Annotated in this window: 16 protein-coding genes; 5 read left to right on the top strand and 11 right to left on the bottom strand. The window is 53.1% G+C overall.

The window, feature by feature from the left end; genetic code table 11:
* Positions 1 to 5: 5 nt before the first annotated feature.
* Together KDM89_RS06275 and moaA are read right to left on the bottom strand one after the other, a co-directional pair.
* Entirely contained in the window at positions 6 to 1,928 is a 1,923-nt protein-coding gene (locus tag KDM89_RS06275) for a type IV pili methyl-accepting chemotaxis transducer N-terminal domain-containing protein (RefSeq protein ID WP_212687083.1), read from the bottom strand.
* A 40-nt stretch (positions 1,929 to 1,968) separates the two neighbouring features.
* Positions 1,969 to 2,997, bottom strand: a complete 1,029-nt coding sequence (gene moaA, locus KDM89_RS06270) for a GTP 3',8-cyclase MoaA (protein WP_212687195.1) — start codon at positions 2,995 to 2,997, stop codon at positions 1,969 to 1,971.
* 200 nt (positions 2,998 to 3,197) lie between these two features.
* Here moaA and KDM89_RS06265 point away from each other — a divergent pair, with 200 nt between their 5' ends.
* Together KDM89_RS06265 and KDM89_RS06260 are read left to right on the top strand one after the other, a co-directional pair.
* Positions 3,198 to 3,548, top strand: coding sequence for a DUF3147 family protein (locus tag KDM89_RS06265; protein WP_212687082.1), 351 nt, complete (start codon positions 3,198 to 3,200; stop codon positions 3,546 to 3,548).
* Positions 3,549 to 3,599: 51 nt separating this feature from the next.
* Positions 3,600 to 4,313 carry an FMN-binding negative transcriptional regulator gene (locus KDM89_RS06260; protein WP_212687081.1) on the top strand — a complete coding sequence of 238 codons (714 nt, stop codon included), beginning with the start codon at positions 3,600 to 3,602 and terminating at the stop codon, positions 4,311 to 4,313.
* A 175-nt stretch (positions 4,314 to 4,488) separates the two neighbouring features.
* Here KDM89_RS06260 and KDM89_RS06255 read toward each other — a convergent pair whose 3' ends face one another.
* The 6 genes from KDM89_RS06255 to KDM89_RS06230 all read right to left on the bottom strand — a co-directional run bounded on the left by KDM89_RS06255 (position 4,489) and on the right by KDM89_RS06230 (position 10,376).
* The gene (locus KDM89_RS06255; RefSeq protein ID WP_212687080.1) at positions 4,489 to 5,163 is read right to left on the bottom strand and encodes a TetR/AcrR family transcriptional regulator; all 675 of its coding nucleotides are present in this window, start codon (positions 5,161 to 5,163) and stop codon (positions 4,489 to 4,491) included.
* A 190-nt stretch (positions 5,164 to 5,353) separates the two neighbouring features.
* Positions 5,354 to 5,818: a hypothetical protein gene (locus tag KDM89_RS06250; RefSeq protein ID WP_212687079.1), complete on the bottom strand. Its 465-nt coding sequence runs from the start codon at positions 5,816 to 5,818 to the stop codon at positions 5,354 to 5,356.
* A gap of 183 nt (positions 5,819 to 6,001) precedes the next feature.
* On the bottom strand, positions 6,002 to 7,573 hold the full coding sequence (locus KDM89_RS06245) for an alpha/beta fold hydrolase (RefSeq protein ID WP_212687078.1): 1,572 nt from the start codon (positions 7,571 to 7,573) through the stop codon (positions 6,002 to 6,004).
* A 181-nt stretch (positions 7,574 to 7,754) separates the two neighbouring features.
* Positions 7,755 to 8,399: a Rossmann-fold NAD(P)-binding domain-containing protein gene (locus tag KDM89_RS06240; RefSeq protein ID WP_212687077.1), complete on the bottom strand. Its 645-nt coding sequence runs from the start codon at positions 8,397 to 8,399 to the stop codon at positions 7,755 to 7,757.
* Between the two features lie 122 nt (positions 8,400 to 8,521).
* Positions 8,522 to 9,307: an SDR family NAD(P)-dependent oxidoreductase gene (locus KDM89_RS06235; RefSeq protein WP_212687076.1), complete on the bottom strand. Its 786-nt coding sequence runs from the start codon at positions 9,305 to 9,307 to the stop codon at positions 8,522 to 8,524.
* A gap of 166 nt (positions 9,308 to 9,473) precedes the next feature.
* Positions 9,474 to 10,376 carry a LysR family transcriptional regulator gene (locus tag KDM89_RS06230; protein ID WP_212687075.1) on the bottom strand — a complete coding sequence of 301 codons (903 nt, stop codon included), beginning with the start codon at positions 10,374 to 10,376 and terminating at the stop codon, positions 9,474 to 9,476.
* Positions 10,377 to 10,483: 107 nt separating this feature from the next.
* Here KDM89_RS06230 and KDM89_RS06225 point away from each other — a divergent pair, with 107 nt between their 5' ends.
* Entirely contained in the window at positions 10,484 to 11,350 is an 867-nt protein-coding gene (locus tag KDM89_RS06225) for an SDR family oxidoreductase (protein ID WP_212687074.1), read from the top strand.
* A gap of 375 nt (positions 11,351 to 11,725) precedes the next feature.
* A complete protein-coding gene (locus tag KDM89_RS06220; RefSeq protein ID WP_212687073.1) occupies positions 11,726 to 13,165 on the top strand; it encodes a nitrilase-related carbon-nitrogen hydrolase in 1,440 nt (479 codons plus the stop codon).
* A 46-nt stretch (positions 13,166 to 13,211) separates the two neighbouring features.
* Here the strand turns inward: KDM89_RS06220 and KDM89_RS06215 are convergent, their stop codons facing one another.
* From KDM89_RS06215 to KDM89_RS06205, 3 genes are all read right to left on the bottom strand, one after another.
* Positions 13,212 to 13,598: a VOC family protein gene (locus KDM89_RS06215; protein ID WP_212687072.1), complete on the bottom strand. Its 387-nt coding sequence runs from the start codon at positions 13,596 to 13,598 to the stop codon at positions 13,212 to 13,214.
* A gap of 294 nt (positions 13,599 to 13,892) precedes the next feature.
* On the bottom strand, positions 13,893 to 15,335 hold the full coding sequence (locus tag KDM89_RS06210) for a hypothetical protein (RefSeq protein ID WP_212687071.1): 1,443 nt from the start codon (positions 15,333 to 15,335) through the stop codon (positions 13,893 to 13,895).
* A 2-nt stretch (positions 15,336 to 15,337) separates the two neighbouring features.
* Complete coding sequence (locus KDM89_RS06205) at positions 15,338 to 16,657, bottom strand: SPFH domain-containing protein (RefSeq protein WP_212687070.1); 1,320 nt, start codon at positions 16,655 to 16,657, stop codon at positions 15,338 to 15,340.
* Positions 16,658 to 17,114: 457 nt separating this feature from the next.
* On the opposite strand from KDM89_RS06205, the gene KDM89_RS06200 reads away from it, so the two are divergent.
* Positions 17,115 to 18,734 (top strand): methyl-accepting chemotaxis protein, encoded by a 1,620-nt coding sequence (locus KDM89_RS06200; RefSeq protein ID WP_212687069.1) that lies wholly within the window; start codon positions 17,115 to 17,117, stop codon positions 18,732 to 18,734.
* The last annotated feature ends 37 nt before the right edge of the window (positions 18,735 to 18,771 follow it).

The raw sequence follows: 18,771 nt of genomic DNA, 5'->3' as shown, positions 1-18,771 counted from the left end.
AATCATCAGGCAACGCGCCGTTCGTGGCGCATCAGATTCAGAATGACGCGTGTACCTTCGCCGCTGGCACTCTGAATATCCAGATTCGCAGACATCTGCGCAGCGCGCTCCTGCATAATACGCAATCCCACATGGGAATCGCCTTTTTCTGCCAGTTCGGCAGCGCTGAACCCGCGTCCGTTATCTTCTACCCTAAGCATAAAATCGCGTTCGTTCAGAATGCTGACCAGTACCTGATCTGCCTGCGCGTGTTTGCGGATATTCGATAAGGCTTCCTGCAAAATAAATAAAACCTGTAATTGCTGCTCCGGCCCCAGCGGCGCACCTTGCCCGCTGACTTCCAGATTTGCCTGAATTGCTGTCTGACGTTCAAAGCGCTTCAGCACATTCTGCACCTCTGCTTCAAAATCGGACTCCTGCAGACGGGTACGGAAATTCAGTAACAGCTCACGTACATCCTCATAACTTTCCTGAACGCCTGCACGTAACAAAGGAATAATGTCTTCGACTTCCGTAAACTGACCACGCTTCTGAGAGTCTTCCAGCATCTGCACCTGCAAATTCAGGAAGTTCAGACCCTGCGCAATACTGTCGTGCAAACCCTGCGCCATCAGATTGCGTTCCTGTGACACGGCGTATTCACGCTCCTTGGCAATCAGACGCTGATTCTCAATCGCTGCGCCCAGATTCCGTCCCAGTGTTTCCAGCAAACGGCGCTCTTCAGCAGTCAGCAGACGTGCGTCGCGGAAATGCAGAGAGAAGCTACCGATGACCTTATCCAGCACGGTAATCTGAAATACTGCCAGCCCGTGGAAACCTTCCTCTTTGCACAGATAGGTTTTCGGTGTGGTCAGTGCCTGCAAATCCTGAATCACAATCACACCTTTGCGCGTCGCCTCGCCGCAAAAACATGCGTTGACCTTCATGCAGTGTTCTTTGTCGGTGATGTCTTCCGAAATGCCTTCATGCACCGTCAGATGCAGATTATCGCTGTCGCCATCCAGAATTCTGACCGTACCGCCATCTGCGCCGGTGCGCTGCATAATCCGTGCAAGAAATCCGCGACTCAGTTCCTCTATCGTATGCGGCCCGGCCAGAAATCCGCCGATCTCATATAAAGTCGAGATCTCATGGTTTTGTGAACGCAGCTTTGCCGTTTTTTCCGTCACTTTTTCTTCGAGTGTACGCTGCGCCATCTGAATTTTATCGGCCATCTGATTAAAGGCTTTGGCCAGTTCTCCGAACTCATCTTCACTGTCAACTTCTACCCTGGCATCCAGATGATTCTGCGTCATCAGCGCAATGCCCTGCTGCAGGCGATTCACCGGGGAAATAATCCAGAGGAATAACAGATACAAGACCGCGACACTGGCAGCCAGCGACATAAAAATCAGCGCGGTCTGGCACAGCCGTAACCATGTGGTTTTTTCTGCCAGCTCCGTTTCTACGGCCGATACCAGTTGATTAATATTGCCGACAAATAAAGGAATGTGATCACGCAATACCGATAACGCAGCCTGACGTTGCGAGCCATCCTGCGCATTCAGTACCGCCTCGGTATAACGCTGAATTTCCTGCTGCCAGCGGCGTTCCACATCATTCAGTTGCTGCTGTATCGCAGGAGTCGCCGGTAAAAATAATGGCCGTTGCGGGTCTCCCTTATGCAGCAGCATAAAAGTCTGACGGAATTCCTGTAACTCATCCTGCAATGCCTGCGGCGGCGCATTCAGACTGATTTGCGATAGCAACTTGTAAGAGCGCATCCGCATGGTGCCCGCTTCATTAATTGCTGCTGCACCACCTTCCAGCTGCCACGATAACAGCAAGGTGTAGCCAACCGCAGATAAGGTCAGCATCAGGCCCACCAGCGTGGTGGCAAGAATCCGGAAAGTCAGACGCTGGCGTAAAGGTAGCAGCAGGTTTTGCATAGGTTGCGGAGCTTAAGAGAGTATCAGCGGATTACCGTGTTCAGCCGCCAGTATGCGACATAAACCGGATAATCTGATGCGGTTGCTCACGAAATTCGTGTTTTTCCGGTTTCAGTTCAATCGCCTGACGGATGATCGCGGTCAGCTCAGCATCGCTGCAGCCATCGCGCAGCGGCGCGCGCAGATCAGCACTGTGTTCTTGTCCCAGACACAAATACAAACGTCCGTCGGAGGCAAGCCGTACGCGGTTGCAACTGGCGCAGAAATGCTGACTCATCGGTGTGATAAAGCCCAGCGAATTGCTGCCATCCGGCGTTTCCCAGTAGCGCGCCGGGCCACCGCCCAGCTCCCGGGTCACAGGCACCAGACCGAATTCGCTGACCAGTTGCTGCCGTATCGTTTCCAGCGTTGCCATCCCGCGCGCAGCACCGGTTTGTCCCATCGGCATTTCTTCGATCAGCCGCAGAATATAGCCGTGCTCAAAGCAATAACGCACCACAGCGGGAATTTCATGCTCATTCACGTCTTTCAGCAAGACCATATTGACTTTGACCGGCCCTAAGCCTGCCTCCCGCGCTGCCGCCAGACCAGACAACACATGCGGCAACTTGTCTGCACCGGTAATCCCAGCCCAGCAGGCGCGGTCTAAACTGTCCAGACTGACATTCAGACGATGCAATCCAGCCGCTTTTAATTCGGCCGCCACCGGAGCCAGTAGAGTGCCATTCGTGGACAGTGAAATATCTTCGACGCCGTCGATATCCCTGATACCGGCGATCAGTTGCGGTAAGCCTTTACGGGTCAGCGGTTCGCCGCCGGTAATCCGCACGCGGCGCGTACCCAGTGCTGCAAAAACCCGCGTCAAACGCAGAATTTCAGGATAGGTCAGCCACTCCGCCGGTTCGGTAAAATCGCGAAAACCTTTGGGCATGCAGTAATTGCAACGCAGGTCACATTTATCCGTGACTGAGATACGCAGATAGCGAATATCACGTCCGAAGCGGTCGCGCAACGCGGGCCGGTTGTCGTGGTGATCAGCAATGGCAGCAATGGTGGAATTGGCAGGCATAATGTTCATTCTGTTCCAGTCATCGTCTGCACACAATTGCTCTGGCTGGCTAGAGCATATAGTTCTTTCGAACTATTTTCTGACAGGCACTGTCCGCTTTTCTCCCAAAAAATCTGCCCGATACAGACTGACATCATGGCGCGCAGCACCAGCATTTATAATCGCCGCCTGCTATTACTGCCCGTTATAAGGAATCTGACATGAGCTGGTTAATCACAAAATATCTGGTGACAGCAGGTCTGGTGGTTGCGATTTCGGAATTTGCCAAACGCAGCGACAAGCTGGGCGGCTTGATTGCTGCGCTGCCGTTTGTCACCATCCTGACCCTGATCTGGCTGCATATTGAACAACAGCCGCAGGAAAAAATTGCTTCGCACGCGTGGTACACCTTCTGGTACGTACTACCGACGCTGCCCATGTTTCTGATGTTTCCGGCATTGTTATCACGGCTGGGGTTCTGGCCTGCACTGATCCTGTCAGCACTGCTGACGATTGCGCTGTTTGCCGGATTTGCGCTGATCATGCGACGTTTCGGGGTGCATCTGCTGTAAATAAGCTCTGCTTTCCGATACAGATATGGCAAGTTTGCCTGATCGATTGTCATGCATCGTTTGCTGAAAATTCCTGCACTATCAGCGTTTTCACCTTTATCCGACCACAATCCACCCATGTACAACCCGACCCGTTTTCAGGAAACCCGTCCCGAAGTATTGTCTGCACTGATGCAGCAATTTCCGCTGGCCACCATCATTACCAGTCAGGATGGCGATATTTGCGCCGATCACATTCCGCTGCAATGGGTTGCCGGTGAACAAGGTCACGGCAAACTGATCGGCCATGTGGCACGCGCTAATCCCATCTGGAAACATGCCGATGGTCAGCAGGTACTGGTGATTTTTCAGGGGCCGCAAGCGTATATTTCACCGAACTGGTACGCCAGCAAAGCCGATGATCCGCGTGTGGTGCCGACCTGGAATTATGCGGTGGTTCATGCACGCTGTACGCTGCGCACCGTCAGCGAACCGGCAGCTCTGCTGGCAATCCTGCGCCAGCTGACTGACCAGCACGAAAGCAGTCAGTCCCACCCGTGGAGCGTCGATGATGCGCCAGCAGACTATCTTGAAAAACTTTGCACCGCCATCGTCGGCATCGAACTGGATATTGCTACCCTGGAAGGCAAGTGGAAAGTCAGTCAGGACAAAACCCGCCAGAATCATGATTCGCTGGTACACGGCTTGCAAGCCGCTGGCTCGGAACATCAGCAAGCGCTGGCAACGATACTGCAAGGCTACGGTCCGGCTGACGGGAAAGCCTGAAGCAGCAGTGAGCCCGTAAAACAGTCTGAAATTGCCCGAAAACACCCGAAATGCGGAGTTCAGCATAGCGATTCCGTTCTTGTCGGCAGAAAGTCCGGGCCTCCGAAATGATCGAATGCGGACTTCTGCACAATCAGGATGCGATTTGCGGGCGTAGCAGGCTGGTTTCGCGGGCTCAGGCCAGCGCGCCGCGCCAGTATTCCGCCAAGGCTTGTTGCAGCTCGGTACGGAAGTCGGGCCGAATAGCAGCGAACTCCGGTTCGTTCAGGAACTGGCGCAAATGCGCCGGATAATCCAGCGATTGCCACAATCCACGGATCAGCGCATGGCTGCGCAACAGCAGGCTGGTGCCACGACCTTCCGGTAATTGCAAAGCCTGATCCAGTATGGTTCCGGTTGCCGTCAGCGCCTGCGTTAAGCCTATTTTGAAATCGCGCAGAAACGCTTCACTGAGATTTTGTTCCAGCACGCTGTACGTCATCGCGTCCAGCCGCAGAAACGCCGGATGCGCATCCAGATAAGAAAGAATCCCCGCAATCAACTGCCCCGCCAGCGCACTCTGCTGTTCAGGTAGCATCCCGTTCCCCGCACCGGCTTCCGCCAGTGTACCCAGCTTTGAACGAATGGCATGCAGCAAGCCGTGAAATTCCTGCTCCAGCAAGGACAGAAAAATCTCTTCCTTGGTCTGAAAATACAAATACACCGTCCCCTTTGCCAGCCCCGCCTGCTGCGCGATGCTGATCACCGACGGCAATTGCCGGTCGTTCAGCAAAAATAAGGCACGGGCCGCATCCAGTATCAGGCTGCGCTTGGCTTGTTTATCGTGATGACTGAGGGCACGGGTTTTCATAACAGGATTCAAAACACAAGACCGCTATTGTAGCCTTGCCAGTGCGCGGGTAAGAAATGGAACTGACAAAAAGTCTTTTCCTTGGTTACTCTGATTTCAGAACATTTTCTCCTCAGCGACGAGAGGGATGGTGTTTCTAATGTAAGTGAGCGGATATTGAGGGCGGTCTGCTGAAGTGGCAAGTTATACCTCATTGCGCTTGCCGCACCAACCTCATTCCACCACGAATCGCATCGGACGATAGCCGCCACTGCACTCCATCCGGTCCCAGATAAAGCTCGGCAATGCTTTCCCCGGGAAGAGGATGCTCGACGCAAATTCGCTTGAGGTGCTCGCGAATGAGCCAAAGCACGCGAAAATAGTGCTCAATTATGTCCTCATCAGGAGTTGGAGGGATGGCAGCTTCAGCAACTTTCCGGCGCATATCTTGAAACCACTCAGGCAACTTTCCCGTCTCAATGAAGGAGTAAAAACCTATCCAGCGATCAGGCTCAAGCCATTTGGACTTGTAGACGTGCCGTTCGGTTTCTGGAAGCGAGCGAAACCAGGTAGTCCATTCACACCAATAGACTTCTCCGGCCCCCATACGCCAACCAAGACTTCCCCACGGAATTTTCGGAAAGACAATCCACACCGGCTGCATAGACTCATTCATGATAAATAATATTTTACATAAATATGATACTAAGAACTAAATCAGAAATTCCGCTTATCCGATGACGTGCATCGGTATTTAAATTATCAATACTGCGACATTTCTACGAAAAAATACACAGGGATATCAGACACGTTTTTCGTCCTCCAGTCACTCGCTGTTTTCAGCACAGATTTTAATACACTAACGCCGCTGAAACCGGTACTCACGCCCCTGCATACGCATATCAATGTGGCTGATATTTCCTTTACTGTCTTTCACAAACAGCATTTCCATACTGCCGGCTTTATCAACAAAAAGCGTGTCGCTCAGTGCATATAAAATGACGCGACCACCAGCTGGTGGTGTTGCGATCAGGCGCTTGCCATCTACCCTGACCTGCATCAACCCTTCGATACGCATACTAGCTGGCATTGCATATTCTCCGGCGTACGCGGCCAGCACTGCATCATCCGCATCGATATACGTACGTTCAGGCGGAAACAACAATGCATTGCTGATGTGTTTCCATTCCATGGACTGACGGCTGCAGTGCTGCGTGAAGGACAGCACGTTTCCGGCCAGATCTTCATTCGCTTCAATATCTGCGCAATCCTTCGCTTCTTCGCCCTGCACGACAAAGCGATGCGCCTCCAGTGCGCTGACTTGCTTCCATTCCTGATTGGCGTCTGCCACTTGCAACTGTCCCTGATGAATTCGGGCAAATAAACGCATTCCATTCAATTCATAGGTACCGACATAATTTTCCATTTGTGCGGCACTGAGTTGCACCGGCTTCCGCTGCACCGCTACCGGTTTCTCTGTCAGGCTGGGGGCTTGCATCGGCACTTGCTTCAGCCAGCCCAGTACCGTGCGCGCCAGGGCGATCCGGCTGTCTGCGAAATCATGATCGGTCTGCAGCGTTTTTTCTGTGAGATGACTGGTTTTCCCATACATCGCGGCAAGCGATGGTCCATAAGCATTGATTAAACCGCCATTTCCTCGTGCAGCCCACAGCAGAAGCAAGGATTTTCCCTGCAGTTTGCTTGCATAGCTTGCCGGATTCCATTCTGTCCAGTGGCTGGCGACATCCGCACTAATGCGCTGAGCATTGGCAGTGGGAACAGCAATGCTGCGTAAGGTCAGCGCGGGCTTAGTCTGATCACCGCTGTCGGGCTGCATGACCCGCATATCCAAGCCATCCAGCTGTATTACGCCGCGTATGCGGGCATCTTCTGCCGCCAGCCGCAATGCCAGCGGCCCGCCTAAGCTGTAACCGTAAACGACGATATTATTCGGATCAACCTGCATCGTCAGCGAACTGCGGTAACTGCGCAAGAACGCTGTCGCCGCCTTCAAATCCTGATATGCATTTTCCATCGTGAAAATACCGTCCATTCCCCAGCTGCCACGGAAACTGAACATCATCACGTTATATCCGGCGCGCTGCAGAATAAGCGCCAGATCAGCACCGGAAGTCATATCCGGAAAACCGCGTGCGATCAGTATCGTCGGCCTCGGTGCTGCACCCTGCGCGGCATACACTTTGCCGTACAGACGCACACCGGCACTGTCAAACGCCACTTCGTATACTTTGGGCGGATATTTCTGATCCTGTATTACCGGATCCTGTGCGACCGGATCGTAGATTTTTCCAGCGGCCTGCACCGGTTGTTGCTGCACGCTAAACAACATCAGTCCAGCGCACAAACCAGCGCTGATCATGGTGCTAACACGCGGAAAAAAAGCAGATAACAAGCGCAGCGCAGGATTCATAAGCAACTCCGGTAAGAAGAATGACGCCTGCAGGCTTGGATTCAGTGTGAAATACGCAGCAACTGTCAGGGCTTACGCAGTCTGCCTGAATTCATGTTAAGAATACAAATATATCGACCAGCTAACGGTAAACATCACTTTGAAACAACGGTGAAGCGCAGTGCCTGTCAGCACCGCATGATCATTCCTGTCCGAGAATGGCCGCAGACTCCAGAATGTGCACGCCCGTGCCGGGTTCCATTGCCATGCGGTGCATACACTGCGCAACACGGCTGGCGGGTACGATGCGGTATTTACGCGGAATCAGTGGTTCTAAACAGCTGAACACACGCAAGGCGATTGCTTCGCCGGGCCGGTGTTCTGAACGTTTACCCCCCAGCAATGAAGGCCGCACGATGTTCAGCGAAGTGAATCCCAGTGCCTGCAATGCTACTTCGGTCTGGCCTTTGGAACGCAGATAAAACGAACTGGCATTAGGGTTTGCGCCGAGTGAGGAGTTGTACACCATGGTTTTGCAACCTGCATTCAGCGCCAGCTGTGCGGCGCGGATCACGTAATCATGGTCGATACGCGTGAAGTTTTCCTGACTGCCCGCGAGGCGTATCGTGGTGCCGAGCGCACATAGCATCGCATCGGCCTGCCACCACGCTGCCTGTTCCGGCAAGGCTGCAAAATCGACGATGGGATTATCAAGCTTCGCATGCGGTGGCAGCGGTTTGCGGGTGGGTGCGGTGACGCGGCTGACCGTCGGATCTTGCAAGGCTTGCTGCAATAATTGCTGCCCGACCAGCCCGGTAGCCCCGAGAATTAAAAGATGTTTATTCATAAGCGTATTCCTGTCTCTCTTTCACACTTACCCGTACATTCACACTCACAACCACTTTTCCCTACAGTGAAAAATTAGATTTGACACGGGCTGATCTGCGCACAGGTAAAGCGCAACCGCTTTCAGTTTTTCATTAACGCACCGGCGATTTTCGCCTGCAGCCAGCGCGGCGCAAAACGATTCGAAAAAATCGTCAGCTTATTCATGATGCCCGGAATCACGCTCGGTTTGCCTGCAAATAAGGCTTTCAAGCCAATTTCCGCTACCGGACGTGATTGCATCATCATTAAACGCTGATACAGCGTAGCTTTCTGACCGGATACATCCAGAAAACCGGTTGCGGTAATGCCTGGTGATAACACGCTGACGTTCACCCCGTATTTTGCCATTTCCACATTCAGCGCTTCACCCAGCAATAACACATAGGCTTTGGAGGCGGAATACGCAGCGTAAAACGGCGTGGCCTGATAACCGCCGATACTGGCCACCAGCAAAATCTGTCCTTCGCCACGCTGCTGCATTTGCTGTGCGAACGCATGGGTCAGCCGGGTCAGCGTCATCATATTCAGTTGCAGCATTTCTTCGGTTTTGGCGTACGGATGTCCGGTAAATTCACCGAACACACCAAAACCTGCGTTATTGATCAGCGTTTCAATCTGAATGTTTTGCGCTGCCAGCGTCGCCATCAGCGCATCCGCCCCTTCTGCGCTACCCAGATCCTGTGCAATCACTTTCACCTGCACGTGGTGCTGGCTGCGCAATTGTGTGGCCAGCGTTTCCATCGGCGCTGCACGACGTGCCACCAGCACCAGATCATAGCCACGCTCTGCCAACAGAGCAGCGAAATCCTGTCCGAAACCACTGGATGCGCCCGTTACCAATGCCCATTTGCCGCTCACTTTTTCCATGATTTTCCCTTTAAATGACCAACGGTCAGTTATCGACCAAAAATAAATGACCGTTGGTCATTTGCGAGACATCCTAAGAAATCATGCCTGCATCCGTCAAGCAAATTTTTTCAGCAGGTCTCCCTACCTGCGAGCAAAAATCTGTCTTTTTTCGGTAAAACTAAGTCTATTGACGTGAAAATCCGGGTAATTGCGGCAATTGTTCTGCCAGCAAATCAATAAAATATCGCAAACGCGGCGACATCTGACGGCGGCTGGTGTACACCGCAAACAGGGTAATCGGGCGGATTTGCCAGTCCGGCAGCACGCGCTGCAGGCGTCCGTCTTCCAGTTCTTCCGCCACCATAGACAAAGGCAGAAACGCGGTACCGGCTCCCGCCATTGCGCACCATTTTGCCATTGCGGCACTATCGGTCAGCAAACCGGCGCTGACACGCAAAGGCCGCTGCTGGCCATCTTTATGCATCAGCCACATTGATGACAAATCGACTTCCGCTGGCGCCACAGCCGGTGCCTGCAAAAAATCTTCCGGCGTACTGACCGGATGCGCAGCCAGACAGGCAGGCGACGCCACCGATGCGAAATGCACGGTACACAAAGGGCGGGCGATCAGTTGCGGCGCGGGTTGCTGGGTGGCACGCAGGGCGATATCAAAACCTTCTGCGACCAGATCAACCAGCTTTTCATTCAGCCGTAAATCCAGCGTCACCTCCGGACATTGCTGACGGTAAGCGGTGACCAGCCCGCCAAAACCCGGATGTATCAGCCAGGTCGGGGCACTGACTTTCAGTTTGCCACGCGGCAGCTCGGTGCTTTCGATCAGATCCGCCTCTGCCTGGTCAATCAGCCCCAGCGCTTGCTTGCATTGCAGATAGTAGTTTTCGCCGGAAGGTGTCAGTCTGCGCTGACGGCTGGTGCGGTGAATCAGGCGGGTGCCGAGGCGGGTTTCCAGCGCATTCAGGTACTTGGTTGCCATCGGCGTGGACATCTCCAGTACCTCGGCGGCAGCCGCTAAACTCCCCTTCTCCACCACCGCGCAAAACAGACGCATACTTTTGAGCTGATCCATCATCATTTCCTTTTAAGAAATTCACCCTTGCCTGCCACTGGCTGGCTGAACATCAGAAACGGTAGCAGAATCTGCCTGTCTTCACCAGTTTCGTTAAAGGAAAAAACATGTTTGCAATTACCGGCGCTTCCGGCCAGCTTGGCCGTCTCGTGATCGCTCAGTTACTCAAAACCGTTCCGGCATCGCAGATTGTTGCGATCGTCCGCACACCGTCCAGCGTTGCCGATCTGGCTGCACAAGGCGTACAGGTACGTCAGGCAGATTACAATCAGGCGGATGCTGTGCAAGCGGCATTACAGGGTGTGCAACGTTTATTACTGATTTCTTCCAGTGAAATCGGCCAGCGCGAAGCGCAACACCGCAATGTGGTTCAGGCTGCCAAAGCCGCAGGTGTGCAACTGATCGCGTACACCAGTCTGCTGCACGCCGACAGCACACCACTGGCGCTGGCAAAAGAACATCTGGCGACCGAGCAAATGCTGCGCGACAGTGCGATTCCGCACGCGGTATTGCGCAATGGCTGGTACACCGAAAATTATCTGGCCAGTCTGGCTACAGCCTTGCAGCACGGCGCTGTTCTGGGTGCTGCCGGTGCGGGTCGCATCAGTTCTGCCAGCCGTGAAGATTACGCGACAGCCGCTGCCATCGTCCTGCAAGCGGCCGACGCTGCAGGTAAGGTGCTGGAACTGGCTGGCGATGACAGCTATTCCCTGAGCGAACTGGCAGCAGAAATCAGCGCGCAATCCGGTAAGAAGGTGCAGTATCAGGATATGCCAACGGCAGCGTATCAGGCTGCACTGGAATCCTTCGGCTTGCCAGCCGGTTTCGCCGCATTTCTGGCAGATTCTGACGAAGGCGCATCTAAAGGCGGTTTATTCGATGACAGCCGCGCCCTGAGCAAGCTGATCGGCCGCGCGACGACGCCATTCCAGACCAGTCTGAAACAAGCGCTGACTGCATTGCCAGCTGCCTGATCTTTCGCAACAACCTGCTTCAGCTTCTTTCATCCCGACCATCAACAGCATGGCCGGGACGAAGGCGTTTTGGCGGTCAGAGTGAACCGCCTATCGCATACCAGGTATTGGCTGAATATCACGGTAAAGTTCCAAAAAGCCGCGAAAAATAGATCAAAACAGCCTCAAACCCACTCTGAAGGCTCCAAATGCGGAGTCCAGCACAGCAATCTGGCGGTCGTCGGCAGAAAGTCCGGCTCTCCGTTTTCGTCCAATGCGGATATTTGCATAATACGCAACACTTAAATCAATTTTAAGGTATGGCGAAACTCAAAAGTACTCCCCGGCAAACAGCATCAGTTATGCTGCTGGATCAGTCTTCCATGCATCCTGCACATGAGTATTTCACGCTTCGCTCCGGTATTAGCGGCAGTACCGCTTGGTCTGTCATTCCGCATGGTGACCGGACTGGAACCGGTCTGGTGGCTTGCATGGGTACTGCCAGGTGTACTGCTGGCAATAGCCCTGAAGCTGACGCCGCATAAAGCACTGCTATGTCTGTCGCTGGCAGTTCTGTTGGCTTGTAGTGGCAGTTATGCTTATTTTGCAAACGTCACGAATCCTGTCATCGCAATTTGTCTGGTCATTGGTCAAAGCCTGCCGTGGCTGGGTGCGTTTTACTTCGCGCGCCGGCTGCTCTTGAAAGAAGACAAAGCACTGGCGGTGCTGGCTTTTCCGGTCTGTTACACCGCGATTGACAGTCTGATGCTGCGCTTTTTGCCGGATGGAAACTGGGGCAGTATTTCTTATACGCAGGCTGATTTCCTGCCCGTGCTGCAAATCGCCAGCTTTTGCGGCAGCATGGGTATCAGTTTTGTACTGGGTATATGTTCCTCTGCACTCGCTATGCTGCTGCACTTCGGCTGGCAAGCCAGAAAAGTCCGGCTGGCGGTATGCATGACGATATCTGTGATGACGCTGAGCCTGGGTTTTGGTTACTGGCGCTTGCATCAGGCCGATACCGTCAAGCCGGGCATGGGCCCAAAAATACAACTGGGCTTAACGGCGATTGACGATGCGATAGGTTTGCAAGCCAGCGCCAGTTATAAGGAGCATATCTGGCAGCAATATGCGGTCAATGCCGCGCACTTACGCCTTCAGGGCGCGGAGTTAATTGTACTGCCTGAAAAAATTGCAGTGCTGGACAACAGTGGTGCGCAACAAGCACAACAACGTCTTTCTGCGCTGGCGGCGCATTTATCGGTGTGGCTGCTGGCGGGTGTCGCGATCACAGACAGCGATAAAACCCGCAATGTCGCATGGATCTATGCACCGGATGGCAAACTGCAACGGGAGTATCAAAAGCAATTTCTGGCACCGGGCGAACGTGACTTTCAGCGTGGCAATCAGATCGCAATACAATCGCTGATCAACATTCCTGCCGGTCTCGCGATCTGTAAAGACATGCATTTTCCGGACTTGTCGCGCACCTATGCTAAAGCGGGAACCTCGCTGCTGCTGGTGCCCGCATGGGATTTCGGCATGGATGCAGCGATGGCGTATAACATCACCATGCTGCGTGGTATTGAGAACGGCTTTGCTATCGTCCGCAGCGCACGCGAAGGATGGCTGACGGTCAGCGATGCATACGGCAGAAAACTCGCCTATCGCCACAGCGACACTTTACCGGGCAGCAGTCTGTTCACCAGCTTGTCGCTCAATCCGCCGTCGCCCGGCATCTTCAGCTACGTCGGCGACTGGCCGGGCTCACTGTGTATTGGCGGATTTATCTGGGCACTACTGAGACAACGTAAAGCGGCTATGCAAACTGCGTAAACTTGCCGCTTTTCTGAAAAGTGGCAAAGTGAGCCACTGCCAACTGTCAGTATGGTGCGTCGGTCAGCCGCTGCGAAATCCACCAGATGTTGCCCCAGCAGTCGCGCACACCGCCCTGCCGGTCCTGATATGGCTTGTCTTCCACTTCACTGATCAGCACCGCGCCTGCAGCAATCGCCTTCGCCACCGCTTGATCGGCATTCGCGGTGTACAGATAAAACGATGATGGCATTGCCGGAAAATCTGCTGCGGTATCGCTGACCATCATGACCGCATCGCCGATCAGCACCTGTGCATGCGCGATACGGTCTCCCTCGGCATGACGCAAGACCTCGCGCGCGCCCAGCCCGTCTGCCAAAAACCTTAAAAACTCCGCGGCACCATTCACAAAAACATAAGGCACGACGGTCTGAAATCCCGCTGGCTGATGCATGGTTTGCCTCCTTTTGAAAATGAAACTACGAAATGGTCACAGACAAAGTTCCCGTTACCTGAACCCGATGCAGCTTAGTACAAAAACCGGCCTGTCCGGCACCTGTGTGAAGGTATCTGCTCACAGGACGTGCCGAAACAGGTATTTTTGCTTCAGATTAACCAAAATGCGGAGTTCAGCATAGCAATCCGGCGGTCGTCGGCAGAAAGTCTGGCTGTCGCAAAAATAAAAATGCGGAGTTCTGCACAGTCGCAGAATCTCCGCATGTTTTTTTGATAGAACAGTGAAACCGTTTCAGCGCTGCATCAGGCTGATGCCCTGCCACTGCGCATCCTGCCATTTGCTGAACAGCGCCACATTGCGCAGGCGTTCGCTGCTGGTTTCGGTTTGCAGGTTCTGGCGGTTGAAGACTTCGTAGCTGCGCTGATAGCGGCCATCGATGCGCGCTTCGCGTGCCAGCAGCAATTTATCGTTGCTGCCGGGTATCCATCCGGCGAAGTCGACATATGCCAGATCAGGATCGCTGTTTGCAGGCGGAATCACATCCACTACCCATTGCTGGTCAACTTTGTGCCACAGCCACAATTCACGCCAGCCTTCCAGCGTTTGCACCGCCACGACCAGCGCCTGATTCTGCGGATGTACACGCTGCGATGCCATCCACGCCATACCGTAAGTGCAGCGGCGCGCCAGCACATTGTTTTGTCCGGCTTTGGCAGGCGCAGCCCCATCTGTCAGCGTCAGGCAGGTTTCGCCGGCTGCACCATTCTGGGTATTCAGATGCAAGCCGGATACTGCAGCGGTTTGTGGCAGCTTTTCCGGCAGACTGGCCCAGCGGCTGGCCGCAACCCGCAATGCCGCTTCGGTGTACACGGGCTGATCTTCATCACTGAGTTCAGAGGCTTTTAAGCCGCTGAATTCCTGCAAAGCGCGACTACCCGCTGCCTGATATGGCTGGCCTTTGCGCGCCTGCTGAAACGCAATCGCTGACCAGATACCGGCTTTACGCAAGCGCAGACGCTGTTTCAGCAGATCCGGCAATTCTTTCTGATCGACTTTATCCAGCACCTCGGCACGCCATACATCGTGCGCTTGTCTGTCGGTTTCCAGCGCCGACGGATTGATGCAATCGCTGCGGGTCAGCGCCAGCGCTGCTTTCGCTTGCTGCTCTGCTGTAGCACGCATCGCCAGTACACGGCGGTAAGCTTCGCCGTCATAGCAAAACCAGGCTTTTCCGTCGCGCTCGTAACGTTTGATTTGCACACCGTAATATGCTGCGGATTCTAAATGTCCCGCCAGCGCCAGCTCTGCACTTTTTCCGGCAGGTTTATTATTCGCCCTCTTCGCAAGCCGGTCGGCAAAAGTTCCCAGCGCATCAAATGCTTCAGCGTCGATGTCGGTTGGTGCTGCCGCTTTCAGATAAGCCGCGGTATAAGCGATGCCCAGACTTTCTGCCCCCGGCACATCGCGCAGATAACGCCACACCATACGGTTATCGGCAGCCTGCGCCGGATTCAGCTCCAGCGGGCGCAGTTGCTGGGCGCGGATATAACCGCCGCGTTCACGGCGGTAGTCGTACACTTGCAGGTAATCCAGCTTGCTGCCGCGAATTTCCACCATATCACCCTGATATAAAGCGCTTTGCTGCAAGGCGCTGTCACGCGGTGCGGCTCTTAAGGCCGCTGCATCCTGTATCACTAAAGCAAAGCTGCTGGCAGCAACAAGACTGAACAACATGATCAATTCTCCTGATTTTGTGTATTCAGATTTGCCGGTTGCTGCATTGTGTCGCTGACCCGGTTCATGACCGGATTTGTATTCTGGTTAGCATTTGCGCTGTTTTTCTGACCGAGCAGACTGGCACCGATGAAACCACCGTCGGCAGGAGGCGGCGCAATGATGACCGACACTTTATCCGACAATTTATCTGCCATGGTTTTCTGAATCAGCAACGGATGTTTACTCAGTAACTGCCCTTCTCTTTCCATTTGTGTGCTGGTAACTTTACCAATCAGATCCTGACGATAGGCTTCAGCATCGGCCAGCTTACGGCGCGAATCCGCTTCACCCACGGCCTCGATCACCCTTGCCTGCGCCGCACCTTCAGACGATTTAATCCGTGCCACTTTCTCAGCTTCCGCTTCAAACTGACGCTGTTCAATTTGCTTTTGTTTGAATGGCAGTACATGCTTCATCGCTTCTTCCTGCGCTCTGGCGGCAATGACTTGCTCTTTCGCCGCCGCTTCGGCTTCTTTTTCACGGCGCACTTTTAAGGCTTCCGATTCCAGCGCGGTTTGCTGCACTTCTTTTTCTTTCAGTTCCAGCGTGTAGCGCATTTTTTCTGAAGCCAGTTCTTCTGCCAGTAAGCGTTCCATACCTTTTTTATAGTCGGCTGGCAAATCCACTTTGCCCAGCATCACGTTGCGCAGCGTGATGCCGTCTGCCGCCAGACGCGGACGCAGTTCCGCTTCAATCAGTTGCTGAATTTCCGCCCGTTTGCTGGAGAAAATTTCTTTGACGGTATAACGGGAAAAGGCTTTGTAAATCACGGCTTGAACCACAGGTTCGACGATCTGACTATCGATCTGATGCTGATCCATACCGGAGAACTGCGGCAGCTTGCCGTTATCCAGCGCATAACGTACAGCCAGTTCCACGCCAAGCGACAAGCCTTCCACCGACTGAAATGGCGAGCCTCCCTGTGCGCTGTCGCTGTGTTCCGGACGGTATAACTGATCACGCAGCGACACTTGCTGAATCTGATGGAAGCCCGGCACGGCAATAAAGCTGCCTTCACGAATCACATCAATACTGCCGGTCCATTGATTGCTGCGTAACACCGCTTCACCACGGGCGACGCTGTGTACCGGTGTATGGGTGTAGACGCCATACACGCTCAGACTGACACCAGCCACCACCATGATCATGCGGGTATTCAACTGACGCACGCTTTTCACCGCCAGATGGCTCGCACTGCTTGCACCCTGCAAACCTTTTTTTGCGCCCCAGCCGAGGCTGTTACGAATCGCTGCTGTGATTTTTTTTAAGCCATTCCACATGATCATCTCCGTTAAGTAATTTGTCTGACGGGTTGCAGTGTTCGCTGCAACGTGATGCCATCATGCGCCCCGCGTTGCCGAGCAAACAATGCCGCCGGCTTGCCAGTCTGTACATCTTTCGGCGATGTTCATTCCGGGTTGTGAAGAAAAATTCACAAGATCATGGAGTGGAATTCTGCGTCGGGATCAGCCGAAAGCTGTTGCATGCATTTCGTTTTCCATTGCCAAACGGAAATTAAATGTAACTTATTGAAAATACGCAGCATTTTCTTCTGGAAAAAAGTCGGTGTTAGAACAATACTCAGGTAATGCAGTGAATCTCCCTGTGCAGACCAGCTTTATATTCAGATTGCAGCATCTGTCATTTGCACTTACTCAGCAGTTTCCGGCACAAGCAACTTTATTTGCACCAATCTGGTGCTGAATACGTTCATATAGTGATGAAAGGATGGGTAACATGCTTTCGCTTCGCCTCTTGTCTTTGTCAAAACGGCTTGCCGTACTGATCGTTCTGTTTTCAGCAGGCTTTCTGATTTACGGCATCTGGTCATTTAAGACCTTAAACGAATTAAAAGTCTCTGGCCCCGTCTACCAGAAAATCACACAAAGCAAAGACCTGGTTGCGGATATCCTGCCGCCACCGGAATACATTCTCGAATCGTATCTGGTCGTGTTTCAAATCATGGCAGCTGAAAACGCCGGTGAACAGGAAAAGCTGATTACCCGCCTGAAAGACCTGAAAAAAGATTACGACAGCCAGCATGAATTCTGGTCGAAACAAAATTTGGAGAAAAACATTGCAGACGGCTTACTGGATAAATCATATGCGCCGGCACAAGCCTTTTATACAACTGCCTTCAGCGAATTTATCCCGGCGGCACAAAAGCAGGATAAGGAAGCAATGTCTGCAGCGATGCAGAAAATGAAGGCCAGCTATGACACGCATCTGGCACAAATTAATCAGTTAGTCCGTATTGCGAATGCACAGGCAGAAAGCCTGGAAACAGAATCCAAAAATCAGATCAGTACGGCGACAGTACTGTTAATGATTATTCTTGCAGGCTCACTGGGACTTGGCATTACAGGTGCGGTACTGATCACCCGCAGTATTATTCAACCACTGTCTGAAGCGGTGAAGGTTGCCAATATTGTGGCATCCGGCGACTTCCGAAGTGAAATCTCAACTGAGTTTACTGATGAACCGGGTCAGTTACTGCAGGCGCTGAATCAAATGAATAATGGTCTCGCAGCGACGATTGCTCAGGTGCGCACCAGTACAGAGCTGATCACTGCTGCATCCGAAGAAATAGCCACTGGCAATCTTGATCTCTCTTCACGCACAGAGGAGCAGGCAGGCTCATTGGAAGAAACCGCGTCTGCAATGGAACAACTGACTGCCACCGTCAAACAAAATGCAGACAATGCACGGCAAGCGAATCAGCTGGCAGAATCAGCGTCGAATATCGCGCTGAATGGTGGTCAGGTAGTGCAAAATGTCGTCGCCACCATGGGCAAGATTAAAGAAAGCTCCGGAAAAATTGTCGATATCATCAGCGTCATCGACAGTATCGCGTTTCAGACAAATATCCTTGCTCTGAATGCAGCAGTTGAAGCGGCGCGCGCCGGAGAACAGGGACGTGGCTTTGCCGTCGTTGCTTCCGAAGTCCGAAGCCTTGCACACCGGTCTGCATCTGCCGCCAAAGAAATCAAAGCGCTGATTGAAGACTCCGTCAGCAACGTCAATACCGGCAGTGTTCTGGTCGATCAGGCTGGTGTCACCATGAATGACATCGTCTCTTCGGTTAAGCAGGTGCTGGAAATCATGAATGAGATCGCCGCCGCCAGCCAGGAACAAAGTACCGGTATCGAAGAAGTGAATCATGCCATTTCGCAAATGGATGAAGTCACACAACAAAATGCTGCACTCGTCGAAGAAGCGGCGGCAGCTGCCGCCAGCATGCAGGAACAAGCTGCGAATCTGATGCAGGAAGTCAGTGCATTCAAGTTAATTGCCAATAGCAACACTGTCAGCAGTGGAAGGCCACCACAGGCAATCAGGCTGAGTATTGCGCACTGAGCGCAGGTAAAGATGCTGTGCAATGAAACATACTATT

Source organism: Cognatundibacterium luofuense, assembly GCF_018139685.1.
GTDB classification, from domain to species: domain Bacteria; phylum Pseudomonadota; class Gammaproteobacteria; order Burkholderiales; family Burkholderiaceae_D; genus Undibacterium; species Undibacterium luofuense.
This window is presented reverse-complemented; position numbering and strand designations above follow the sequence as displayed.